Source organism: Pseudomonas sp. 34 E 7, from assembly GCF_900005715.1.
Classification (GTDB): Bacteria; Pseudomonadota; Gammaproteobacteria; order Pseudomonadales; family Pseudomonadaceae; genus Aquipseudomonas; species Aquipseudomonas orientalis_A.
The window spans coordinates 28,429-49,263 of record NZ_CVTX01000148.1 but is presented as its reverse complement, the minus strand read 5'-3'; the positions used below and the strand labels follow the sequence as shown (position 1 = coordinate 49,263).

Sequence of the window (20,835 nt, the reverse complement as noted above, 5' to 3'; positions counted from 1 at the left end):
CCAGGCCCTCAGTGAGAGGGATGGGTGTCGACGTCGGGCGCGTGCCTGCCGACGTGACGCCGAGCGCGCTTGCGCGACCTGCGCTGGATCCAGCGCTGCACCGGCGCCAATAAAAAGAACATCAGGTAGGCGACGAGCACCAACGCCAGGTCTATCCAGGTTTCCGCGACGGGCCCGGTGAACAGTTCGATGACATTCTTGATCACAAATAACAGCACCACACTGCACAACCACAACAGGATGGTGACGAACAGAGGACGCATGGGGCTGGACTGCTTATCGTGCATGGTAAAGCTCTCTCCTTTGTGCCTGCTTGCATACAGGCCGTATTCCCTGAGTAGACACCCGGCGTTAGCCAGGTTGTAACATCCTTCGACACACGGAAAGCTGCGGATGATACCGACTCAGGCAGGGTTAGGGAGCGGCACACGTCAGAAAGTTCGATTTTTTATGTGGGTATTTTCCTATGTCTCCGAGTTTTTCGCCGAAAGCGCCAGTGGCGATGGCAAAAAGCTTTCGCTCCGAGCATAAGGGCGTGTAGCGTTGACGCGTATTCCGGCGCTGATCTCCAGAACCCGTGAATACGGGCAGAGGGAGGCTCATGGCGCAAACGCTGTTCAAACTTTTCCTTACCCAGCGCCTGGCGGCCCTGGCCAGTATCGAGTCGTTGCGTGCGATTCGCGAGGGATTGTTGTGGATCCTGCCCTGCCTGCTGGTCTCCGCCGGTTTCCTTATCCTGTCCGAATGCGCCAGGATGCTCGGGTTCAGCCCTCAGACCGCCAGCTTCCTGGCAGGTCTGCATGACCGCATCAGCGCGGTCATCCCGCTGCTGGTCGCCGCCTCCATCGGTTACATGCTAGCCATTCAGCACCGCTTGCCACAGCTGCCGATCGCCTTCTTGTGCCTTACCCATGTGGTGGTGGCCACGTTTCTGTTGCGTGAATACCCTCGAGCGTCGGCCACCTTTCTGCTGTTCATTGCCATCGCTTCGCCGCTGATCAATGTGCCCGCCGTTGCCTGGCTGCACCGTTTTCGTTGGACACGCCTGGTCCATGAAGACCTGATCGGACACAACCTCAAAGGCACGATCAACATGGTGCTGCCCGGCGCGATCAGCGTGTTGGCATGGGTGGTGGTGCTGTCGTTGCTGCTGCAGATCCCCTACGTGGCGCAGTGGCAGGGGCCGCAGGTACTCAATGCGTTACAGGCGCCCTATGGCAGCGGTTTGTTCGTGACCTTGATGAACTCGCTGTTGTGGTTTTTCGGCATTCACGGTGTGTACGCCCTGCAGCCGCTGTTCGATGTGCTGGATCAGGCCGTGACGCTCAACGCTGCGGCGCTGGCTGCGGGGGAGCCGGTGCGGTACCTGCTCAACAGTGGCCTGTTGGGCAGCTTCGCGTTTATCGGCGGGTCGGGCAGCGCATTGTGCCTGCTCCTGGCAATTCTGCTGTTTTCCAGGAGCCGGTCCATGCGGTTGCTGGCGATGGCCAGCTTGCCGCTGTCGTTATTCAATGTCAGCGAAGTGCTGTTGTTCGGTTTGCCGATCATCCTCAACCCGCGGTTGTTCATCCCGTTTCTGTTGGTGCCGGCGTTGAACGCGATGGTGGCGTTGGCAGTGGTGCAATTGGGCTGGGTGTCGCCGGCAGTGACCAGCGTGCCGTTTACCGCGCCGGTGTTGCTCAATGCTTACCTCAGTACCCATGGCGACGTCGCCGCCGTGGTGCTGCAGATTGTGCTGACGGGCCTGGGCACGCTGGTGTATGCGCCTTATGTACGGGCGATTCATCGCCAGGCCAGTGAGGGCGGCACGGTGTACCTCAAGTCACTGGACATGACCTTTCGCGGCCTTGAGGAGAAAGGCCGGTTGCTGGAGTTCGACCCGATCCTGGCTTCCCATCGCACCCTGGCCCGCCAGGCCATTGAGCTGAGCCGCATCCAGCAGATCAGCGATTACGATTTCTACCTTGAGTTCCAGCCCCAAGTCTCCACCCGTACCGGCTTGTGCACCGGCTGCGAAGCCTTGATGCGGGCCCGGGACGCCCAGGGCACGGTGCATTCGCCCTGGGAGTTCCTGCAATGGCTGGCGCAGGCGCGGTTGATGCCCGACGTGGACGTGTGGGTGGCGTCCCAGGCCGTGCGCCAACATCAAAAGTGGAAGAAGGCCGGTTTTGAATTGCCCATCACCATTAATGTGTCCAGCTTCACGCTCAAGGACGCGGCCTATGGTGATCGCCTGGTGGAGATTCTCGCCCAGGCCCACGGCTGGGTGTCGGTGGAGATCACTGAAGACGCGCTGGTCAGCGATATCCAGGCCGCCCGTCAGACCATTGGCAAACTGCAGGCGTTGGGGGCCAAGGTGTATATCGATGATTTTGGCACCGGGTTTTCGGCGTTGAGTTACCTGCACCAGTTTCCGGTCGATTTCATCAAGATCGATCGCAGCTTCGTGGTCGCCCAGCACGATCCCAAGGGCGCGCAGGTACTGACGGGCATGCTGCGTTTCTGCGAGGCATTGAACCTGGGCGTGGTGGTCGAAGGGGTCGAGACCGCCGAGCAACTGGCGTTCCTGAATACGGGAGCCGAGTTGTTTATTCAGGGATGGTATTTCAGCAGGGCGTTGCCTGGGGATGAGGTGCCGCAGTTTGTGCGCGAGCGCGCCGCGTTGGCTTGATCAGGTGGGCAAGGCGCCCCGGTTGGAATGTGGGAGCGGGTGGGCTCCCACATTTTTACGCCATCTAGGCGGCCTCGTAGGCCCGATTGGTCTGTTCAATCTCCTCGACCAGCCCGTCGATCCCCTGCAGCCGGGCACGATTGTCATGATCCCATGGGTGAAAACCCGGTTTGAAATAGTGCAGCCATGGCCGCAGCATGCGGGGAAACACGCCCTTGGGGCCATACAGAAACTTGAGCATGCGCCAGCACCCCTTCACCAGCCCGCCCGACTTGCGGTCGGCAATCAGCAGGCGCACGTGGAAGTCGAACACCACCAGCCAAAAAAGCACCGTGGTGAACAGCATGGTGCCGGTGCGCAACAGGTAGCGCCCGGGCCCAGGCTTGATCACCTTGTTCCACACATCGAAGGCCACTGCTTTATGTTCGGTTTCTTCCAGGGCGTGCCAATACCACATCTGCCGGTAGCCCTTGAGTGAATCGCCAAACCGCGACGGGTCGCTCAGCAGGATCTCCGCGAGCATCGCGGTGTAGTGCTCAAGGGCGATGGTCACCGCCAGATTGAATGAGGGTGGCAGGTGCTTCTTCTGCAGGTCCAGGAAAAATTTCAGGCGCCGGTCGAGGCGGTGCGCAGGCAGGCCCGCTGCGTGCAGCAGCTCGTTGTAGGCCACGTGTTCACGGCTGTGCATGGCCTCCTGGCCGATAAATCCCTGGATTTCCTTCTTCAGGTCCGGATCGTCGATGCGGGTGCGGTAGTGGCGCACGCTGTCCATGAAAAACAGCTCGCCCTGGGGAAACAGCAGCGACAGGGCATTGAAAAAGTGCGTCACGAACGGGCCTTGCTCATGCCAGTTGGTGATGCGCCCGGCGGGCAGGGCAAAGCGGATATCACGGCGAATGGGCAACATGGGGCGTACTCCTGTTCAGAGGCGAGGCTCGTCGTTGGTTTCAAACACGGGCGTGCGCGGTTTGGGGGCCATGCGCTTGCTGGCAAACACCACCAGCGCTTGATAGGCCGCCGGCAGGCAACGGGCGAGCAGGTCGAGGAAATAGGCATCGCGGCCGATCAGTATGCGGCGCTTGTTTTTGCGCACGCCGTGCAGGATGACTTTGGCGGCCTGATCGGCGTCGGTGATAAACAGTTTTTCGAAATCGGCGCGCGCCTGTTGTTCGCTGTGGATCAGAAAGCCGGTCATGTTCGCGTCGATACGGCTGCTGCGGCAGATATCGGTGCGAATCCCGCCGGGATGCACGCATGTGGCCGAGACGCCGCAGCGTTGCAGGTCCAGCTCCTGGCGCAGCGCTTCGGTGAAGCCGCGCACCGCGAATTTGCTGGCGTTGTAGCCGCTCATGCCGGGCTGGGCGAACAGGCCGAATACGCTCGAGGTGTTGACGATATGCCCGTCGCCGCTGGCCTTCAGGTAAGGCAGGAACGCCTTGGTGCCATGCACCACCCCCCAGAAATTGATGCCGACGATCCACTCAAGGTCGGCATAGTCCACGCCTTCCACGGTGCTCGACAGCGCCACGCCGGCATTGTTGAAGACCAGGTTGACCTGGCCGTGCTCGGCCGCGCAACGCGCCGCCCACTCCAGCATGGCTTGGCGGTCTGCTACATCCAGCACCTGGGTGGTGACGGTCACCGGCGACAGGGTGGAGGTTCTGATCAAGTCCAGGGTCTGCTCCAGCCCCTGGCTGTTCTTGTCGGCCAGGGCCAGGTGGCAGCCTTCCCGTGCCAGGGCCAGGGCCAATGCGCGGCCCATGCCGGAGGCCGCTCCCGTGATCGCCGCCACGCGGCCGTTGAATGACTTCATGACAGGCTGCCTTCTGTGGCGCAATGAGGGGTTGGCTGCGCACGCGGCACCGATGCCGCCGGCGCCTGGCTGACCAGGTAGTCCTTGAGCGCAAAATGCCGGGTGATCTGCTTGAAGCGCCACGTCGAGCCGGGCCACAGCGTGGTGTTCCTGCCGGTGCGCGGGTCGAGGTACCAGCTGCGGCAGCCGCCGGTGTTCCAGATGGTGCGCTTGAGCTTGCCTTGCAATTGCTCGTTGTAGGCCTGCTCCACGGCGGGTTTGACATCCACCACGCTGATGCGCTGGCGCTGCATCTGTTGCAACGCGCCAAGGATGTAGGTGACCTGGGCCTCGATCATCAGGATCATCGAATTGTGCCCCAGGCCCGTGTTGGGCCCGACGATCAGGAACAGGTTGGGATAGCCCGGCACCGTGGTGCCCTTGTAGGCGTGGGCACCGTCCTGCCAGGTGTCCATCAGGTCGACGCCGTCGCGCCCGATGATGCAGTCACGGGGCAGGGGATCGGCGGCCTGGAACCCGGTGCCGAAGATCAGGCAATCGGCGGGGTGCTTGATGCCGTCGGCGGTGATCACGCCATCGGCTTCGACGCGCAGCACGTTGTCGGTCACCACCTCGACGTTACTGCGTGACAACGCCGGGTAGTAGTCGTTGGAGATCAGTACACGCTTGCAGCCGATGGTGTAGTCCGGTGTCAGGACTTTGCGCAGGGAAGGGCGGGCCACCTGGTTGCGCAGGTGGCGCAGGGCGATTTTCTGCACCATCTTCATCAAGCGCGGGTGCAGGGCAAAGCCCACCACGCGGCCTTCCAGCGCCCAATAAAAGGCGCCGCGCACCAGCCGTTGGGTAAACGGCAGATGCTTGAACAGCCAGCGTTCGGTGCGGGTGATCGGCCGGTCGGGCTTGGGCATGATCCAGGGCGGTGTGCGCTGGAACAAGTCCAGGTGCGCCACGTGCGGTGCAATCTGCGGCACGAACTGAATGGCGCTGGCGCCGGTGCCGATCACCGCGACGCGTTTGCCTTTCAGGCTGTAGTCATGGTCCCACTGCTGCGAATGGAAACGCTTGCCCTTGAAACTGTCCAGCCCGGGAATGTCCGGCAGTGCCGGACGCGACAGCCCGCCCATGCCCGACACCAGCACGCGCGCACTGGCCTGACGGCCGTCGCTGAACGTCAGTTGCCAGCGCTGTTGCTGCTCATCGAACACCGCCCGCTGCAACCCCATGCCGAAGCGCAGGTACGGCGCCAGCTCGAAACGCTGCGCGCAGTGCTCCAGGTAAGCGCGAATCTCCGCCTGCGGAGCAAATTGTCGCGTCCAGTGCGGGTTGGGTGCGAACGAAAACGAATAGACGTGGGACTGCACATCACAGGCACAGCCGGGGTAGTGATTGTCACGCCATGTGCCGCCCAGGCTGTCGGCCTGCTCGGCGACAAAGAAATCGGTGAACCCGGCTTCCTTGAGTTTGATCGCCATGCATAGGCCGGCGAAGCCTGAGCCGATGATCGCGATGTCGACGTTGTCACTGTGGGCATTCATAGGTTGTCCTTTGTGGGCATCGGATGTGCTCCCGTTTTTGTTGTGTGTTTTAGATAGAACACCATTGCAAAGAAAAATTGAATTAATTATTTTAAAAAAAGATTTTAAATAATCTACCTGAAAATTTCGCCGCCGCCAGGGTCTTGTTCGATACATGCGACTTGTCCGACAGACGCGCATAGAGGTTGGCCCCAAGGTAGGGACGAAAGTTGAGGCCTCGATCAATCCCGGTCAGGTCGCCAGCAGCAGGGAAGCAGAGGACCGAGCTATGGCTGTCGAGTGGGTTGTCGCTGCGGGTGTGGTAATAGGCGCAAGCGCTGCGTTGTGGGCGTTCAGTGCGTGGATGACACGGCGCATCGAAACGGCTGTTCCGATCAATGGGCGCTTTGTCGAAGTGGATGGCGAGCGCTTTCACTATGTAGAAGAAGGCGCAGGCCCGGCGCTGGTGATGATCCACGGGCTGATGGGCAGCAGCCGCAACCTGACCTATGCGTTATCCGGTCAGTTGCGCGAGCATTTTCGCGTTATCAGCGTAGACCGGCCAGGCTCGGGCTACTCCACCCGGCAGCAGGGCACGGCGGCGGATCTGCCGGCCCAGGCGCGCCAGATGGCCGCCTTCATCAACACCCTCAAGCTGGACAAGCCGCTGGTGCTTGGGCATTCCCTGGGCGGGGCGATTGCCCTGGCCTTGGCCCTCGATCATCCCCACGCGGTATCGGGCTTGATTCTGGTGGCGCCCTTGACCCATCCCCAACGCATGTTGCCGTTGGTATTCCTGTCATTGGCGGTGCGCCCCGCCTGGCTGTGTCGCTGGATGTCGCGCACCTTGACCATGCCTGTCGGCCTGCTGACCCAGGGATCGGTGGTCAAGGGCGTGTTCGCCCCCGATGCCGCCCCGGCGGACTTCGCCACGCGCGGCGGTGGCCTGCTGGGGATGCGTCCCGACAACTTCTACGCGGCGTCCACCGAGATCAACCGCGTCAATGACCACTTGCCGGACATGGTCACGCGTTACCCGCAGCTGACGCTGCCCATCGGCCTCATCTACGGCACGCGTGACAAGGTGCTCGACTTTCAAAAGCATGGCCAGGGCCTGGCCAGCAGGGTGCCTGGGCTGAAGCTGCAGGTCGTGGAAGACCGTGGGCACATGCTGCCGATTACCGCCACCGAGCGTGTGGTGGCGCTGGTCGAGCAGGTCGCCAAGCGGGTTAGACCGGTACAAACCGCCACCGTGTTGCATCCTTCGTTCGCCGTGGCGAGCAAATAATCGTGCCATTTCATTCGCGGTTCCAGCGCGCCAACGCTTGCCCTAGACACCTGGCCGACGGTCTGAAAAAACGACTGTACGGTCACGGAAAAAAGGTCTGGATAAACTAGTTGACGACCTAACGATTCCGCGCTATTTATTTAAAAAAATTATTTCAATGTCTAATTTGAAACAGTTTTTGAAATGCCTAAGAGCGAATAAAATAATGAAAAGAACGCCTTTTATCGCATGGTTGATGTCTCGCAGCGGTCAGCGCTGCGCCACTGCCTTTTCTGCCTTCGGATGCCTTCGGAGGTTGCCATGAACCCTGCTCTGAGTGTTCCAGGCGTGTGGGCCGACGGCAAGCGCTACCTCTGGTGGCTCGGTATCATGCCGCTGGCAACCCCATTGCTCTCGGGTGCCCTGGCGATCGGCACTGGCATCCAGCAACTGTGGTGGGTCGGTGTGCTGGTCATCTTCGGCGTGATCCCGTTGATCGACGGCCTGCTGGGCGAGGATGTCAGCAACCCGCCCGAATCCGCCGTCAGCCACCTCGAATCCCAAACCTATTACCGTTGGATCGTCTACACCGGCGTGCTGTTTGTGATCGCCTCGGTGGTCATCACCGGTTGGCTCGCCGCCGGCGGCATTGACTGGATCATCGGCGGCGGTTTGCTGCGGGCCACCGCGATGCTCGACCCGTCCAGCGGTTGGGCGAAAGCCGCAGCGTTCATCACCTCTCGCACCGAGTTGCACGGCCAGGTCAGTGGCTTCACTTATCTGGGCATGGCGATGTCTACCGGGGCGGCCACCGGTATCGCGATCAACACCGCCCATGAGCTGGGCCACAAGCCCAAGCCACTGGAAGTGTTCCTGGCCAAGGTAACCCTGGCGCCGACCTTCTACGGCCACTTCTACACCGAACACAACCGCGGCCACCACGTGCGCGTCGCCACACCGGAAGACCCGGCCAGTTCGCGCCTGGGTGAAAGTTTCTGGGCTTTCCTGCCGCGTTCGGTGTGGTTCAGCGCACGCTCGGCGTGGAACCTGGAGCGCGAACGCCTGCGCAAACTCGGGCTGCCGGCCTGGCACTGGAAGAACGCCGTGCTCAGCGCCTGGATGTACAGCGTGCTGCTCTGGGGCGCAATGATTGCCTGGCTGGGCGCGGCAGTGATCCCGTTTCTGATTATCCAGGGCATCTACGGTTTCTCGCTGCTTGAAGTGGTCAATTACGTCGAGCACTACGGCCTCAAACGGCAGAAATTGCCCAACGGTCGTTATGAGCGCTGTTCGCCGCGTCACTCCTGGAACAGCAACCGGATTGTGACCAATATCTTTTTGTTCCAGTTACAACGGCATTCCGATCACCATGCCAATCCAACCCGTAGTTATCAGTCGCTGCGCCACTTTGATGAATCACCGCAACTTCCGTATGGCTACGCAAGCATGATTGTCTGGGCGTATGTGCCTTACTTGTGGCGCCGACGGATGGACCACCGGGTATTGAATCATTATGCAGGCGATATAACCTTGACCAATCTTCAGCCGTCACAACGCTTGAAGTATCTGGAGAAGTACAGCGGCGAAGCCAAGCCGTTTTAATTTGAAATAAAAGCGCATTTTCAAAGGATATTTCGATAAGGATTTCTACGTCTATGGTTTGTTAGTTTAGTTGCAAGGCGGTTGTTTACCCGAACGAAAAATAATTTCAAGGGAAGGGCGTAAACATGCAAGTAACTCCTATAACTATAAAGTTCACCATTAACTTCGTATTGGCTGCGCTGGGCCTGATCGGCTGTCACCAGGCACAGGCCGCCCGTATCGAACCTGCCGGGAGTGCGTTTACAGCCCAGGGCCCGATCAGCTTTTCCAAAGGCGCGTTGATCAGTGCCGACTGCACCATCAAGGTGGCCGGCAAGGTGGCGACCGATGGGACATCCGTCAATATCGACAAGGTGGCGTTCGATGGTGGGCTCAAGTGCAGCCGGGTCGAAGCTATTAACTTGCCCTGGATCTTGATTGCAAAGGATACAAAAAGCGGCTCGATGTCGAAGATCAGCGTGGATGTGCATGCCTTCGGCCTGGGCGGCAAGTGCGGTCCTTCTACCGCAGTCGGTACGTGGGATAACGCCACCGGCAAGTTGCAGGCTGCCAATGTACCGATTGGTGATGACTGCATCATTAAAACGGTGTCAATCAAGATGCCGCCTGATTTCAAAGTCGTTGAATAAAGTTGTCGGACTTAACTGAATTTGGCTGGAATACGAAGCTCTGCAGTTTTACCCGTGGCTTCGTGTTCATGGTCATTACCCCAGGCGAATAATTCGCCATTACATGTGAGGCAAAATAATGAAAAGCTTGAAAACCCTCGTTTGTGCAACTTCGTTCGCCCTGAGCCTTGGTGCAGTGTCGATGGCCAACGCTGCCACTATCGCGCCTGCCGGCACGGCGTTCTCCACATCGGGCTCGATTACCGTTACTTCGCCCGCGTCCCTGAATCTGCCGGTGACCTGCAACATCGCCTTCACCGGTTCCGTCGCGGCTGATGGCTCGAGCGCTTCGATCACCGGCGCAACGGTCAACGGTTCCAACTCGCTGTGTGGCGTACCCAAGTTGTTGGGCCTGCCGTGGACATTGAACGTGGCAAGCGGTGGCCCTGATGCCTTCAACGGTACGGTGTCGGGCGTGAATTTCCAGATTCTCAACAACTGCTCCGCTTCGCCGGTGACCATCAATGTCGGCTTCAATAACTCCACCAACCAGCTGAAGGTGCCAAGCACACAAACCGTTGGCAACTGCAAAATTACCGCTCTGACCGCTACACCAAGCCCGGCCTTTACCGTTACCCCATAAAGGTCGTGAGCGTTTGACGTGATGATCACACGTTGAAATACGCCAGTGCCTCGCAAGGGGCACTGGCTGCGGGAGGCCAGGTCGGGACAACCGATCTCGGAGGATAAAAACAATAAGGAGTGGAGCATGAATAATAAAAAGCAACAGGCACGTACGTTGTTGAGCCTGGCAATTCTCGGCGGCCTTATCACGGCAACGGGACCCGCACACGCCGGCGGTTTCACCACGCCGACCTTCGGTGCTCCCGGGTGGGGGCGCGCCTTCGGGGGGGGCTCACTGTTCCAGAATGATCCTTCCGCGGCCTACAACAACCCGGCCGGCATGGCGTTCATAGACCATACGATTTCTCAATTTACCGTTGATTACGCGCGCATCAACGTTAAATACAAGGGCACGGCCACGGACTACGCCGGCAACGCACCTGCGGCGGTCGACCCTACGGATTTGAGTTCCACGCCGCGCACCGGCGATGGTGGGCAAGGCGGGTTTACCGCCTGGTTGCCAACCGGTTTCATGGTGATACCGATCAACGACCGTTTTGCATTCGGGCTCAGTCAGGTGGTGCCGATGGGTGCGCGCACCACGTGGGATCAAGACTGGATCGGTCGCGACTTTGCCGTTGATACGCGTATTGAAACGGTGGGTGTCACAGGCTCCCTGTCGTTCAAGGTCAATGACCAGTTCTCGGTGGGTGGCGGTGCCATCGTCCAGCACACCAAAGGTTTTGTAAGCCAGAATCTGGACCTGTATTCCGCAGCCGCCCTGTCGCCGGCGATCGGTCTCCCGTTCCCTTCCGGAGTCGGCTCCTCGCTGATGCGGGTCAAGGTGGACAACACCTCGGTCGGCTGGTTTGCCGGTGTGGTCTGGAAGCCTACCCAATTCGATACCCTGGGTCTGAATTACCACGCGAAAATCAAGAATAAACTCGAAGGCAAGTACAGCCTGTATGCCGACGAGGCGAACAAGTCACTGATCGAAGGCGGCCTGCCGGCGCTGGCTTATCCGGGGCTCGACCTCAACGTCAACGGCGCCAAGGCTTCGACACAACTGGACGTGCCCGCCAACGCCTCCATCGACTGGGTGCACCAGTTCAATGATCGCCTCACCCTGGGCGCCAGCGTCACGTGGACCCAATGGTCGTCGTTCAAGGCGCTGACATTGAAGTCCGAGGGCACGCAGCTCGTGTCGATTCCCTATAACTACAAGGATGCCTGGATGGTGTCGCTGGGTGGCGATTACAAATTCACCGACGACTTCACCTTCCGCGCCGGTGTCGCCACCGACCAGACGCCCACCCGCAACTCTACGCGTGACCCGCGTATCCCCGACGGAGACCGGATATTCGCCTCCCTGGGCTTTGGCTACAACATCCGCGCGATTCCCGGTTTGAGCATCGACGGCGCCTACTCGCGGCAATTCGTCGAAAAGGCCAAGCTCAGGACGCACAACCAGGATCGCCTGGGCGGTGCAACCCTTGACGGTAAAGCCGACGCCAAGGGTGAGGTGGTCAGCCTTTCAGCGACCTACGCGTTTTGATCGGTTGATGGCGCGCGACCTGTGCTGGACAGGTCGCGCAGGCAGTGTTGATACAAGGCGTTGATGACCTGACAGGCTGACCCGCTCAGCCCGTTATTTCTTCGCCAAAGCATTAAATAAAAATTTCAAAACAAAATTTGAATTTGTATTTCCAAGTTTGTAGTGTGGACCTGAGCCGTCGCTCAATCCGAGCGGCCGCAGGTGTCACGCCCTGGATCAAGTAGAGGTATCCCATGGTTATCTGGTTATTGGTGGGTTTCGCCGCAGCGATTGCCCTGGCGTATCGACAAGCCGCCGCCACCCTGTGGCTGGGCGCTGGCCTGGTATGGCTGGCGGCCGGTTATCTGTTTAACGCAGTAGCCGCATTCGGTATCACCGTCGCGGCGGTGCTGGTGCTGCTCCCGGCCGTGGTGCTGGCGATCAAACCCCTGCGCCGTGTGCTGTTGACCAACAAGGCCCTGGGGCTGTTTCGTACGATCATGCCGGCGATGTCCGACACCGAACGTGCGGCGATTGAATCCGGCACCGTGTGGTGGGACGCCGAGCTGTTCAGCGGCAAGCCTGACTGGCAGCGCCTGTTGCAAGCCGCACCGGCCAGCCTGAGTGCCGAAGAGCAGGCGTTCCTCGACAACGAAGTGGAAACCCTGTGCGACATCGCCAATGACTGGGAAACCACTCAGGTGTGGCAGGACATGTCTCCCGAGGGCTGGCAGTACACCAAGGACGCGGGCTTTCTTGGCATGATCATTCCCAAGCAGTACGGCGGCAAGGGCTTCTCCCACTATGCGCACTCCCAGGTGGTGATGAAGTTGTCGACCCGCTGCTCGGCGGCGGCCATTTCGGTGATGGTGCCCAACTCCCTGGGCCCCGCCGAACTATTGCTGCATTACGGCACCGACGCCCAGCGCAACTACTACCTGCCGCGTCTGGCGCGGGGCGAGGACATCCCGTGCTTTGCGCTGACCAGCCCGTATGCCGGCTCCGACGCCGGCGCAATTCCCGACGTGGGCATCGTGTGCAAAGGCCTGCACGAAGGTGAGCAGGTGCTGGGGTTCAAGGTGACCTGGGACAAGCGCTACATCACCCTCGGCCCGATTGCCACGGTGCTGGGCCTGGCGTTCCGTGCCGAAGACCCGGACGGGCTGCTCGGTGCCGCCGGTTCCCTGGGGATTACCTGCGCGTTGATTCCCACCTCCCATCCGGGCGTGAACAGCGGTCGGCGCCATTGGCCGTTGAACGCGGTGTTCCAGAACGGCCCGACCACCGGCAAGGATGTGTTCATTCCGTTGGAGTGGGTGATCGGCGGCCGTGAACAAGTCGGCAACGGCTGGCGCATGCTGATGGAATGCCTGGCGGCGGGCAGGGCGATTTCGCTGCCGTCGGCCAACGTCGGCCTGGGCAAAGTCGCGGTACGTGGCACCACTGCCTACGCGGCGATGCGCAAGCAGTTCGGCCTGCCCATCGGCAAGTTCGAAGGGGTGCAGGCGCCCCTGGCGCGCATGGCCGGGCACCTGTATGCCTGTGACGCGGTGCGCAAGGTGTCGGTGGCGTCCCTGGATGCCGGTGAGAAACCTTCGGTGATCTCGGCCATTGCCAAATACCACGTCACCGAGCGCGCCCGCATGATCGTCAACGATGGCATGGACATCGTCGCCGGCAAGGGCATATGCATGGGGCCCAACAATTTCCTGGCCCGTGCCTATCAGCAAAGCCCCATCGCCATCACGGTGGAAGGCGCGAACATCATGACCCGCTGCCTGATCATCTACGGCCAGGGCCTGATCCGCTGCCATCCCTATGTGTTCCGCGAGATGGAAGCGGCGCGCCAGCCGGATCGGCGCAAGGCACTGGAGGCGTTCGACAGTGCGATGTTCGGCCATGTGAGCTTTGTATTGGCCAACACCGTGCGTGCGGCGGTGCATGCATTGACCGGTGGCCGGTTGCTGTCTGCCCCGGCCAAGACCGACCCGGCGCTGGCGTCCTACTATCGTCAGGCCAATCGCCTGTCGGTGGTGCTGGCGCTGGTCTCGGACATTTCCATGGGCGTGCTGGGCGGTGCCCTCAAGCGCAAGGAAAGCATCACCGGGCGCCTGGGCGATATTCTTTCGCAGCTCTACATCCTGTCCTGCGTGCTCAAGCGCTTCGAGGATGACGGTCGGCCCCAGGCGGACCTGCCGCTGGTGCATTGGGCGGCCCAGGATGCCTTGCTGCGCGCCCATGAAGCCCTGGCTGAAGTGCTCGACAATTACCCCTCGAAAGTCGCTGCCGGGGTGCTGCGCGGTTTGAGCTTTCCGTTCGGCATTCCCTTGCATAAACCGTCGGATCGCCTGTTGGCCCAGGTCGCCGATGTGGTGCAGGTCCCCGGCGAGACCCGCGACCGGCTGCTGGCCAATTCCTACATCCCCCGGCCGGAAATCGACAAGCTGGCCTATGGCGAGCTGGGACTGCGCCTGTTGCCCCAGGTTGAGCTGATCGAGGCACGGCTCAAGCCCGCCATCAAGCAAGGCCTGCTTGAGCCGATGCCGATTTCCGCCGTGGCCTTTACCGACTGGCGCGTCAAGGCGCGGGCGCTGGATTTGATCAGCGACGACGAAGAGGCCTTGCTCGCACGCTATGTGGAATACGCCGACCACGCTATCCAGGTCGACGATTTCCCGCAGGACTTCGGTTTGCTGGAGGCCCTGCAACAGCGCAAGCAAGCATTGGAGCCTGCCGCCAAGCGTCGCGCCAGCCAAAGCGAAAATGCGTCGGTCAATTAATCCAAATGCGGTCCCAATGTGGGAGGGGGCTTGCCCCCGATGGCGGTCTGACAGGTGCATCTGTGTGGGCAGACACACCGCTATCGGGGGCAAGCCCCCTCCCACAGGTGACCGGGTTTCCACGGCAGGATTGTGTTGTGAATGGATCTATCTATGAGTGACAGCTACCTTTCTTTCGTCAATTCCCCCTGGGGCCGTCGTCTGGCCCAGGCCGTCGGCTTGCCGCAACCTCTGCCCCTGCAACGCCACCGCAGTGGCCAGCAGGGGCTGGCCAACCCGGTGATCCTCGCCGGGGCAGGGCGCCTGGCGGAGCAGGTGCAACGCATCTTCATCAGCACCGATACCGTCGCCGCCGGCCCGGCCACTCTCAGGGCGCCGTCCACGGTGAAGGTGCAGGGCGCGGTTTTCGATGCCACCGGCGTGACCGAACCGCAGCACCTGGACGAGCTCTACCGGTTCTTTCACGCCAATGCCAAGCGCCTGGGCCAACACGCGCGCGTGGTGGTACTCGGCACTGCGCCGGAACACTGCCAGGACTTGCCCCAGGCCGTCGCCCAGCGCGCGCTCGAAGGGTTGGCACGCTCGCTGGCCAAGGAGCTGCGCCGGGCAATTACCGTGCAATTGATCTACGTGGCGCCCGGCGCCGAAGACGCGCTGGACAGCAGCCTGCGCTTCTTTCTGTCGCGTCGTTCGGCCTATGTGTCGGGGCAAGTGGTACGCCTGGAAAAACCGCTGGACGACGCGCTGAGTGTTAATTGGGACAAGCCGTTCGCCGGCCGGCGCGCCCTGGTCACCGGTGCCTCGCGGGGCATCGGCCTGGCCATTGCCCAGGTGTTGGCGCGCGACGGTGCCCATGTGGTGTGTGTCGACGTGCCCCAGGCCCACCTGGCGCTGCAACAGGCCGCCGACAGCGTGAACGGCTCGGCGCTGCCCCTGGACATTACCGCTGCGGATGCCGCTGCGTTATTGCAGGCGCATGTCGGCCAGTACGGCGCCTTCGATGTGGTGGTGCACAACGCCGGGATTACCCGCGACAAGACCATCGCCAAAATGACCGAAGTTGCCTGGCGCAGTGTGCTGGCGGTCAACCTTGAAGCGCCGTTGCAGCTCAGCCAGGCGCTGCTGGATAACCAGGGCCTGAATCCTGGCGGGCGCATCCTGTGCGTGTCGTCGATTTCCGGGATTGCCGGCAACCTCGGGCAGAGCAACTACGCCACCTCCAAGGCCGGTGTGATCGGCCTGGTGCAGGGCCTGGCCCCGCAGGCGGCGGCGCGCCAGGTAACGGTGAATGCGGTGGCGCCAGGCTTTATCGAAACGCAGATGACCGCGAAAATTCCGCTGATGATCCGTGAAGCCGGGCGGCGCATGAATTCCCTGTCCCAGGGCGGGCAACCGATCGACGTGGCCGAGACCATCGCCTGGCTGGCCCATCCCGCCTCGGGTGGAATCACTGGCCAGGTAGTGCGGGTGTGCGGCCAAAGCCTGCTGGGAGCCTGAGCCATGGACTATGTAACGCAGATTATCGACCCGCCGCCCTCGCGCACCCAACTGTTGCTCGACGGCGTGCGCGGTTTGCGCAAGCCCAAGCCCGACGCCTCGCCGCCATTGCCCAGGGAGTGCCTGGTGCGGCCGGCGGTGGAACTGTCGGGCGCCGCCATCACCGCCTATGGCCGCGCCTGTGGCTTTCGCCGCGAGCAGGGCGTGCCGCTGTCCTATCCCCATGTGCTGGCGTTCCCGCTGCACTTGATGCTGCTGACCCGCCCCAGCTTTCCGTACCCGGCCAGCGGCATGGTGCACCTGGCCAATCGCATTCGCCAGCATCAACGCTTGCACGAAGGTCAGGCGCTGCGCCTGGAAGTATTTTGCGAGCGTTGGGTCGCTCATCCCAAGGGGCAGGCGTTGAGCATCGCCACCCGTGCCTACGCTGAAGAAGCCCTGGTGTGGGAAAGCGACAGCCTGTACCTGCGCCGCGAGGTGAAAAATCCCGTCGGGGAGCTGTGGGCGGATGCACTGCCGTTGCAGGAAGAGGGCTTGCTGCGCACCCAGCGCTGGGTCCTGCCCGCCGACCTGGGGCGCCGCTTTGCCAAGGTCTCGGGAGACTTCAATCCGATTCATACATCGGTCATGGGCGCGAAGATCTTCGGCTTTCGCCGCGCCATCGCCCACGGCATGTGGACCCTGGGCCGGGCACTGGCGGCCCAGCAGCCACCGGGTGGCCTGGACCGCGCCGAAGCCCATTGCGATTTCAAGTTGCCGATCTTTCTGCCCGGCCAGGTCGCCCTGTGGAGTCACCCTGTGACCGGCCCGCTGCGCGAGTTCGAAGTGCGCAGTGTCGCCGGCGACAAACCGCATATGCGCGGGTTGTTTATGTGGGATCAATCGCCTGGAATGAGAGCCTTGCATGAGTGAATACAGCTTCAATCCGCCCCCGAGCCGACGCGTGGCGATCATCGGCGGTAATCGCCTGCCGTTCGCCCGTTCCAACACCGTCTATGCCCATGAGACCAATCAGGACTTGCTGGTGGCCGCACTGCAGGGCCTGGTGGACCGCTACAACCTGCACGGCCAGTGCCTGGGTGAGTTCGCCGCCGGTGCGGTGATCAAGCATTCGCGCGATTTCAACCTGGCCCGTGAGTCACTGCTGTCGACCACATTGTCCGCGCAGACGCCCGCCTACGATGTGCAGCAAGCCTGCGGCACGGGCCTGGAAGCCGCGTTGCTGGTGGCCAATAAAATCGCCCTCGGCCAGATTGAAGTGGGCATCGCCGGGGGCGCCGATACCACCTCCGACGCGCCCATCGGCATCAATGAATCCCTGCGCCACACCTTGCTCCAGGCCAATCGGGCCAAGGGCCTGGGCGATAAACTCAAGACGCTGTTGAAGGTGCGCCCGTCGATGTTGTTCAAGCCGTTGCTGCCGCGCAATGGCGAGCCACGCACCGGCCTGTCCATGGGCGAGCACTGCGAAGAAATGGCCAAGCGTTGGCAGATCAAGCGCCTGGCCCAGGATGAGTTGACCCTTGCCAGTCATCAACGCCTCGACGCGGCCTATCAGCGCGGTTTCTTCGACGACCTGATCAGCCCCCATCGGGGCCTCGCACGGGACAACAACCTGCGTGCCGACATCAGCCTGGAAAAACTCGCCGGCCTGGCACCGGCCTTCGACCGCCACAACGGCACGCTCACCGCCGGCAACTCGACGCCCCTTACCGACGGTGCCTCGGTGGTGCTGCTCGCCAGTGAAGACTGGGCCGCGGCCAATGGCTGGCCGGTGCTGGCCTACCTGCGCACCGGCGAAACGGCGGCGGTGAATTTCGTCGACGGCACCGAAGGCCTGTTGATGGCCCCGGCCTACGCCGTACCGCGCATGCTCAAACGCGAAGGCCTGGGCTTTGCCGACTTTGATTTCTTCGAGATCCACGAAGCCTTCGCCGCCCAGGTGCTGTGCACGCTCAAGGCCTGGGAAGACCCGGACTACTGCCGCGAGCGTTTGGGCCTGGACACGCCGCTGGGCGCTATCGACCGCAGCAAAATGAACGTCAACGGCGGCTCGCTGGGTTGCGGCCATCCGTTTGCCGCCACCGGCGGCCGGCAACTGGCGGCGCTGGCCAAGGCCATCCATGAGCGCGGTGGCGGTCGCGGGTTGATCTCGATCTGTGCGGCGGGCGGGTTGGGTATCACCGCCATCGTCGAAAAGTAGCCTCATCCACAACAACAATAAGGACACTGCCATGAACGCCATCAGCCTGGAACAGACCGAACGCATCTGGTTGAACGCCTACCTGCCCGGCGTGCCGGCGGACATCGATGCGGCCATCGAGGATTACCCCTCATTGCGCGAAGTGTTCCTGGAGCACCTGGAAAAATTCCGCGAGCGCGTGGCCTATGTCAGCATCGGCACGCCAATGACCTATGCCGATTGGAACACCCAAGGCCACGCCTTCGCCGCCTGGCTGCAGGGTCAGGGGGTGAAGAAGGGCGACCGTGTCGCGCTGATGATGCCCAATTGCTTGCAGTACCCGATCTGCCTGCTGGGCACGATCCTGGCCAGCGCGGTGGTGGTCAACGTCAATCCGTTGTACACCGCCCATGAACTCAAGCACCTGCTCAAGGACAGCGGCGCCGAGACCGTGGTGATCTTCGAAAACTTCGCCCACACCCTGGAAAAAGTCGTGTCCGGCAGCAGCGTCAAGCGCGTGGTGGTGGCGGCCATCGGCGACCTGCTCGGCACCTTCAAGGGCGCGGCGATGAACTTCATCCTGCGCAGCGTGCAAAAGCAGGTGCCTGCTTTCAGGTTGCAAGGTTCTGTGCGTTTCAACCAAGTGCTCAAGCAGGGGCGGGCGCTGACGTACCTGCCGGTCAGTCTGGACCGCGATGAGCTGGCCTTCCTGCAATACACCGGCGGCACCACCGGCGATGCCAAGGGCGTGATGCTCAGCCATCGCAATATCATCGCCAACCTGTTGCAAGCCAAGGCCTGGGTCGGCGACCAACTGGACCAGGACAAGCAGGAAACCAACGTGACCCTGCTGCCGCTGTACCACATCTTTTCCCTGACGGTGAACTGCCTGATGTTCATGTGCCTGGGTGGGCGCAATATCCTCATCGCCAATCCCCGGGACGTGAAACGGGTGCAGATGATCCTGCGCAAGGAGCGCTTCAACGGGATTGCCGGGGTCAACACGCTGTTTAACGGTTTGCTGGAGAACAAGGAATTCTGTGCGCGGGACTTTTCCGACCTGCGCCTGGTGATCGCCGGAGGCATGGCCACCCACACGGCGGTGGCCAAGCGTTGGAAAGAAGTCACCGGGCTGCCGATCGTTGAAGGCTATGGGCTGACCGAGTGTTCACCGGTGGTGAGCATCAGCCCCATCGACATTCATCGTATGCGCGAAATGGCGTTTACCGGCAGCATCGGCGTGCCGTTGCCGTCTACCTGGGTGCGCTTCATGCGTGAAGACGGTGAACTGGCCGAAATCGGCGAGCCGGGCGAATTGCAGGTGCGCGGGCCGCAAGTGATGCAGGGCTACTGGAAGCGCCCGAAGGAAACCGCCGAAGTGCTGGACGCCGACGGCTGGTTGTCCACCGGTGATATCGGGGTGATGGATGAACGCGGTTACATTCGCCTGGTGGACCGCAAGAAAGACATGATCCTGGTCTCGGGCTTCAACGTGTACCCCAATGAAATCGAAGATGTGGTGGCGATGCACCCAGGGGTGGCGGAAGTAGCGGCGATTGGCGTGGAAGATGGCGTGACCGGCGAGCGGGTCAAGATCATCGTGGTACGCAAGGACCCCAAGCTGACCCAGGAGCAGATCCTCGCCCACTGCCGGGAATACCTGACCGGGTACAAAGTGCCCAGGTATGTGGAGTTTCGCACCACGGAGTTACCCAAAACCACCGTCGGCAAGGTGCTACGCCGAGCCCTGCGCTGATAGTGAAGGTAACGCAGACCAAATGTGGGAGGGGGCTTGCCCTGATGTCTGTAGGAGCGAGCTTGCTCGCGAAAAACATCAACGATAACGCGTGCTTTCTGAATGAACGCGGTGCCTGTGAGTTTTTCGCGAGCAAGCTCGCTCCTACAGTATTAGGGCAAGCCCCCTCCCACATTTAGATCGAGTTCACTTGGACCCAGCGTTCTTCTTTGGACGCCATCCGAATCGCCGTCGCCAACCGCTCCACCGCCCACGCCGCCTCAAAATCAGTGCCATCGCCGCCTTGCCCCGCCAGCGCCATGATCAGCTCCTGTACCTCCAATGTCTTAAGCTCGTTGTAACCCAACTGATGCCCCGCCGCCGGGCTGAACGCGGCATAACCGGGCAGGGTGGGGCCGGCGAGCAGACGCTGGAAACCGTCCTGGCCGACGCGGCACAGGCGCAATTCGTTCAAGCGTTCCTGGTCGAACGCGAGCGTGCCCAGGGTGCCGCTGATTTCAAAACTCAGGTGGTTTTTGTAGCCGTGCTTGAGCCAACTGCTGCTGACCGTGCCGCGCGCGCCGTTGGCGAAGCGCAGCAGGGCGTGCACCTGGTCATCCACGGCGATGGATTTCAGCTCGAGGCTGCCTTTGAAGGCCGGCCGTTGCGCGTGGACGGTCTGGGTATCGGCGCACACGCTGACCACTTCGCCCACCAGATAATGGGCCATCGACAGCAAATGGCTGCCGAGGTCCGCCAGCGCGCCGCCTGCGTGTTCCACCTCACAGCGCCATGACCAGGGCGAGGCCGGATCGGCCATGAAGTCTTCGCTGAACTCGCCCTGGAAACTGATGATCTCGCCCAGCTCGCCGCTGGCAATCATCTGTCGCGCCAGTACGATCATCGGGTTGTGCTGGTAGTTGTAGCCGACGCGCGTCACCACCCCGGCCGCGCTGGCCGCGCGACGCATCGCATCGGCCTGTTCCAGGCTGACCGCCAGCGGCTTCT

General features: G+C 61.6%; 16 protein-coding genes. 11 read left to right on the top strand and 5 right to left on the bottom strand.

Going from position 1 to position 20,835, the window contains the following annotated elements; translation table 11 throughout:
• Nucleotides 1–8: 8 nt before the first annotated feature.
• The gene (locus tag BFP96_RS16300) at nucleotides 9–287 is read right to left on the bottom strand and encodes a hypothetical protein (RefSeq protein ID WP_065893066.1); all 279 of its coding nucleotides are present in this window, start codon (nucleotides 285–287) and stop codon (nucleotides 9–11) included.
• Nucleotides 288–601: 314 nt separating this feature from the next.
• On the opposite strand from BFP96_RS16300, the gene BFP96_RS16295 reads away from it, so the two are divergent.
• The gene (locus BFP96_RS16295) at nucleotides 602–2,671 is read left to right on the top strand and encodes an EAL domain-containing protein (RefSeq protein ID WP_065936594.1); all 2,070 of its coding nucleotides are present in this window, start codon (nucleotides 602–604) and stop codon (nucleotides 2,669–2,671) included.
• Between the two features lie 64 nt (nucleotides 2,672–2,735).
• Here the strand turns inward: BFP96_RS16295 and BFP96_RS16290 are convergent, their stop codons facing one another.
• From BFP96_RS16290 to BFP96_RS16280, 3 genes are read right to left on the bottom strand one after another with little or no spacing between them, the layout of a single operon-like run.
• A complete protein-coding gene (locus BFP96_RS16290; protein ID WP_065897773.1) occupies nucleotides 2,736–3,578 on the bottom strand; it encodes a metal-dependent hydrolase in 843 nt (280 codons plus the stop codon).
• A gap of 15 nt (nucleotides 3,579–3,593) precedes the next feature.
• A complete protein-coding gene (locus tag BFP96_RS16285) occupies nucleotides 3,594–4,484 on the bottom strand; it encodes an SDR family NAD(P)-dependent oxidoreductase (protein WP_065893063.1) in 891 nt (296 codons plus the stop codon).
• Entirely contained in the window at nucleotides 4,481–6,019 is a 1,539-nt protein-coding gene (locus tag BFP96_RS16280; RefSeq protein WP_065936593.1) for a flavin-containing monooxygenase, read from the bottom strand. Before BFP96_RS16280 ends, BFP96_RS16285 begins: the two co-directional genes overlap by 4 nt.
• A gap of 268 nt (nucleotides 6,020–6,287) precedes the next feature.
• On the opposite strand from BFP96_RS16280, the gene BFP96_RS16275 reads away from it, so the two are divergent.
• From BFP96_RS16275 to BFP96_RS16230, 10 genes are all read left to right on the top strand, one after another.
• Nucleotides 6,288–7,286 carry an alpha/beta fold hydrolase gene (locus BFP96_RS16275; RefSeq protein ID WP_065936592.1) on the top strand — a complete coding sequence of 333 codons (999 nt, stop codon included), beginning with the start codon at nucleotides 6,288–6,290 and terminating at the stop codon, nucleotides 7,284–7,286.
• Nucleotides 7,287–7,586: 300 nt separating this feature from the next.
• Entirely contained in the window at nucleotides 7,587–8,867 is a 1,281-nt protein-coding gene (locus BFP96_RS16270) for an alkane 1-monooxygenase (RefSeq protein ID WP_065936591.1), read from the top strand.
• Between the two features lie 125 nt (nucleotides 8,868–8,992).
• The gene (gene praA, locus BFP96_RS16265) at nucleotides 8,993–9,496 is read left to right on the top strand and encodes an alkane oxidation protein activator PraA (RefSeq protein ID WP_065936590.1); all 504 of its coding nucleotides are present in this window, start codon (nucleotides 8,993–8,995) and stop codon (nucleotides 9,494–9,496) included.
• 118 nt (nucleotides 9,497–9,614) lie between these two features.
• Nucleotides 9,615–10,118 carry an alkane oxidation protein activator PraB gene (gene praB / locus BFP96_RS16260; RefSeq protein ID WP_065893058.1) on the top strand — a complete coding sequence of 168 codons (504 nt, stop codon included), beginning with the start codon at nucleotides 9,615–9,617 and terminating at the stop codon, nucleotides 10,116–10,118.
• Between the two features lie 126 nt (nucleotides 10,119–10,244).
• A complete protein-coding gene (locus BFP96_RS16255; protein WP_065893057.1) occupies nucleotides 10,245–11,654 on the top strand; it encodes an outer membrane protein transport protein in 1,410 nt (469 codons plus the stop codon).
• A gap of 233 nt (nucleotides 11,655–11,887) precedes the next feature.
• Nucleotides 11,888–14,413 (top strand): acyl-CoA dehydrogenase, encoded by a 2,526-nt coding sequence (locus tag BFP96_RS16250; protein WP_065897769.1) that lies wholly within the window; start codon nucleotides 11,888–11,890, stop codon nucleotides 14,411–14,413.
• Nucleotides 14,414–14,566: 153 nt separating this feature from the next.
• Complete coding sequence (locus BFP96_RS16245) at nucleotides 14,567–15,910, top strand: 3-oxoacyl-ACP reductase (RefSeq protein ID WP_065936589.1); 1,344 nt, start codon at nucleotides 14,567–14,569, stop codon at nucleotides 15,908–15,910.
• Between the two features lie 3 nt (nucleotides 15,911–15,913).
• Nucleotides 15,914–16,822 carry a MaoC/PaaZ C-terminal domain-containing protein gene (locus tag BFP96_RS16240; RefSeq protein ID WP_065936588.1) on the top strand — a complete coding sequence of 303 codons (909 nt, stop codon included), beginning with the start codon at nucleotides 15,914–15,916 and terminating at the stop codon, nucleotides 16,820–16,822.
• Nucleotides 16,815–18,113 carry an acetyl-CoA C-acetyltransferase gene (locus BFP96_RS16235; protein ID WP_065893053.1) on the top strand — a complete coding sequence of 433 codons (1,299 nt, stop codon included), beginning with the start codon at nucleotides 16,815–16,817 and terminating at the stop codon, nucleotides 18,111–18,113. Before BFP96_RS16240 ends, BFP96_RS16235 begins: the two co-directional genes overlap by 8 nt.
• A 31-nt stretch (nucleotides 18,114–18,144) precedes the next feature.
• The gene (locus tag BFP96_RS16230; protein ID WP_065936587.1) at nucleotides 18,145–19,848 is read left to right on the top strand and encodes an AMP-binding protein; all 1,704 of its coding nucleotides are present in this window, start codon (nucleotides 18,145–18,147) and stop codon (nucleotides 19,846–19,848) included.
• Between the two features lie 175 nt (nucleotides 19,849–20,023).
• Here the strand turns inward: BFP96_RS16230 and BFP96_RS16225 are convergent.
• On the bottom strand, nucleotides 20,024–20,835 hold an 812-nt coding region (locus BFP96_RS16225; RefSeq protein ID WP_256549056.1), incomplete at its 5' end, for a Gfo/Idh/MocA family protein.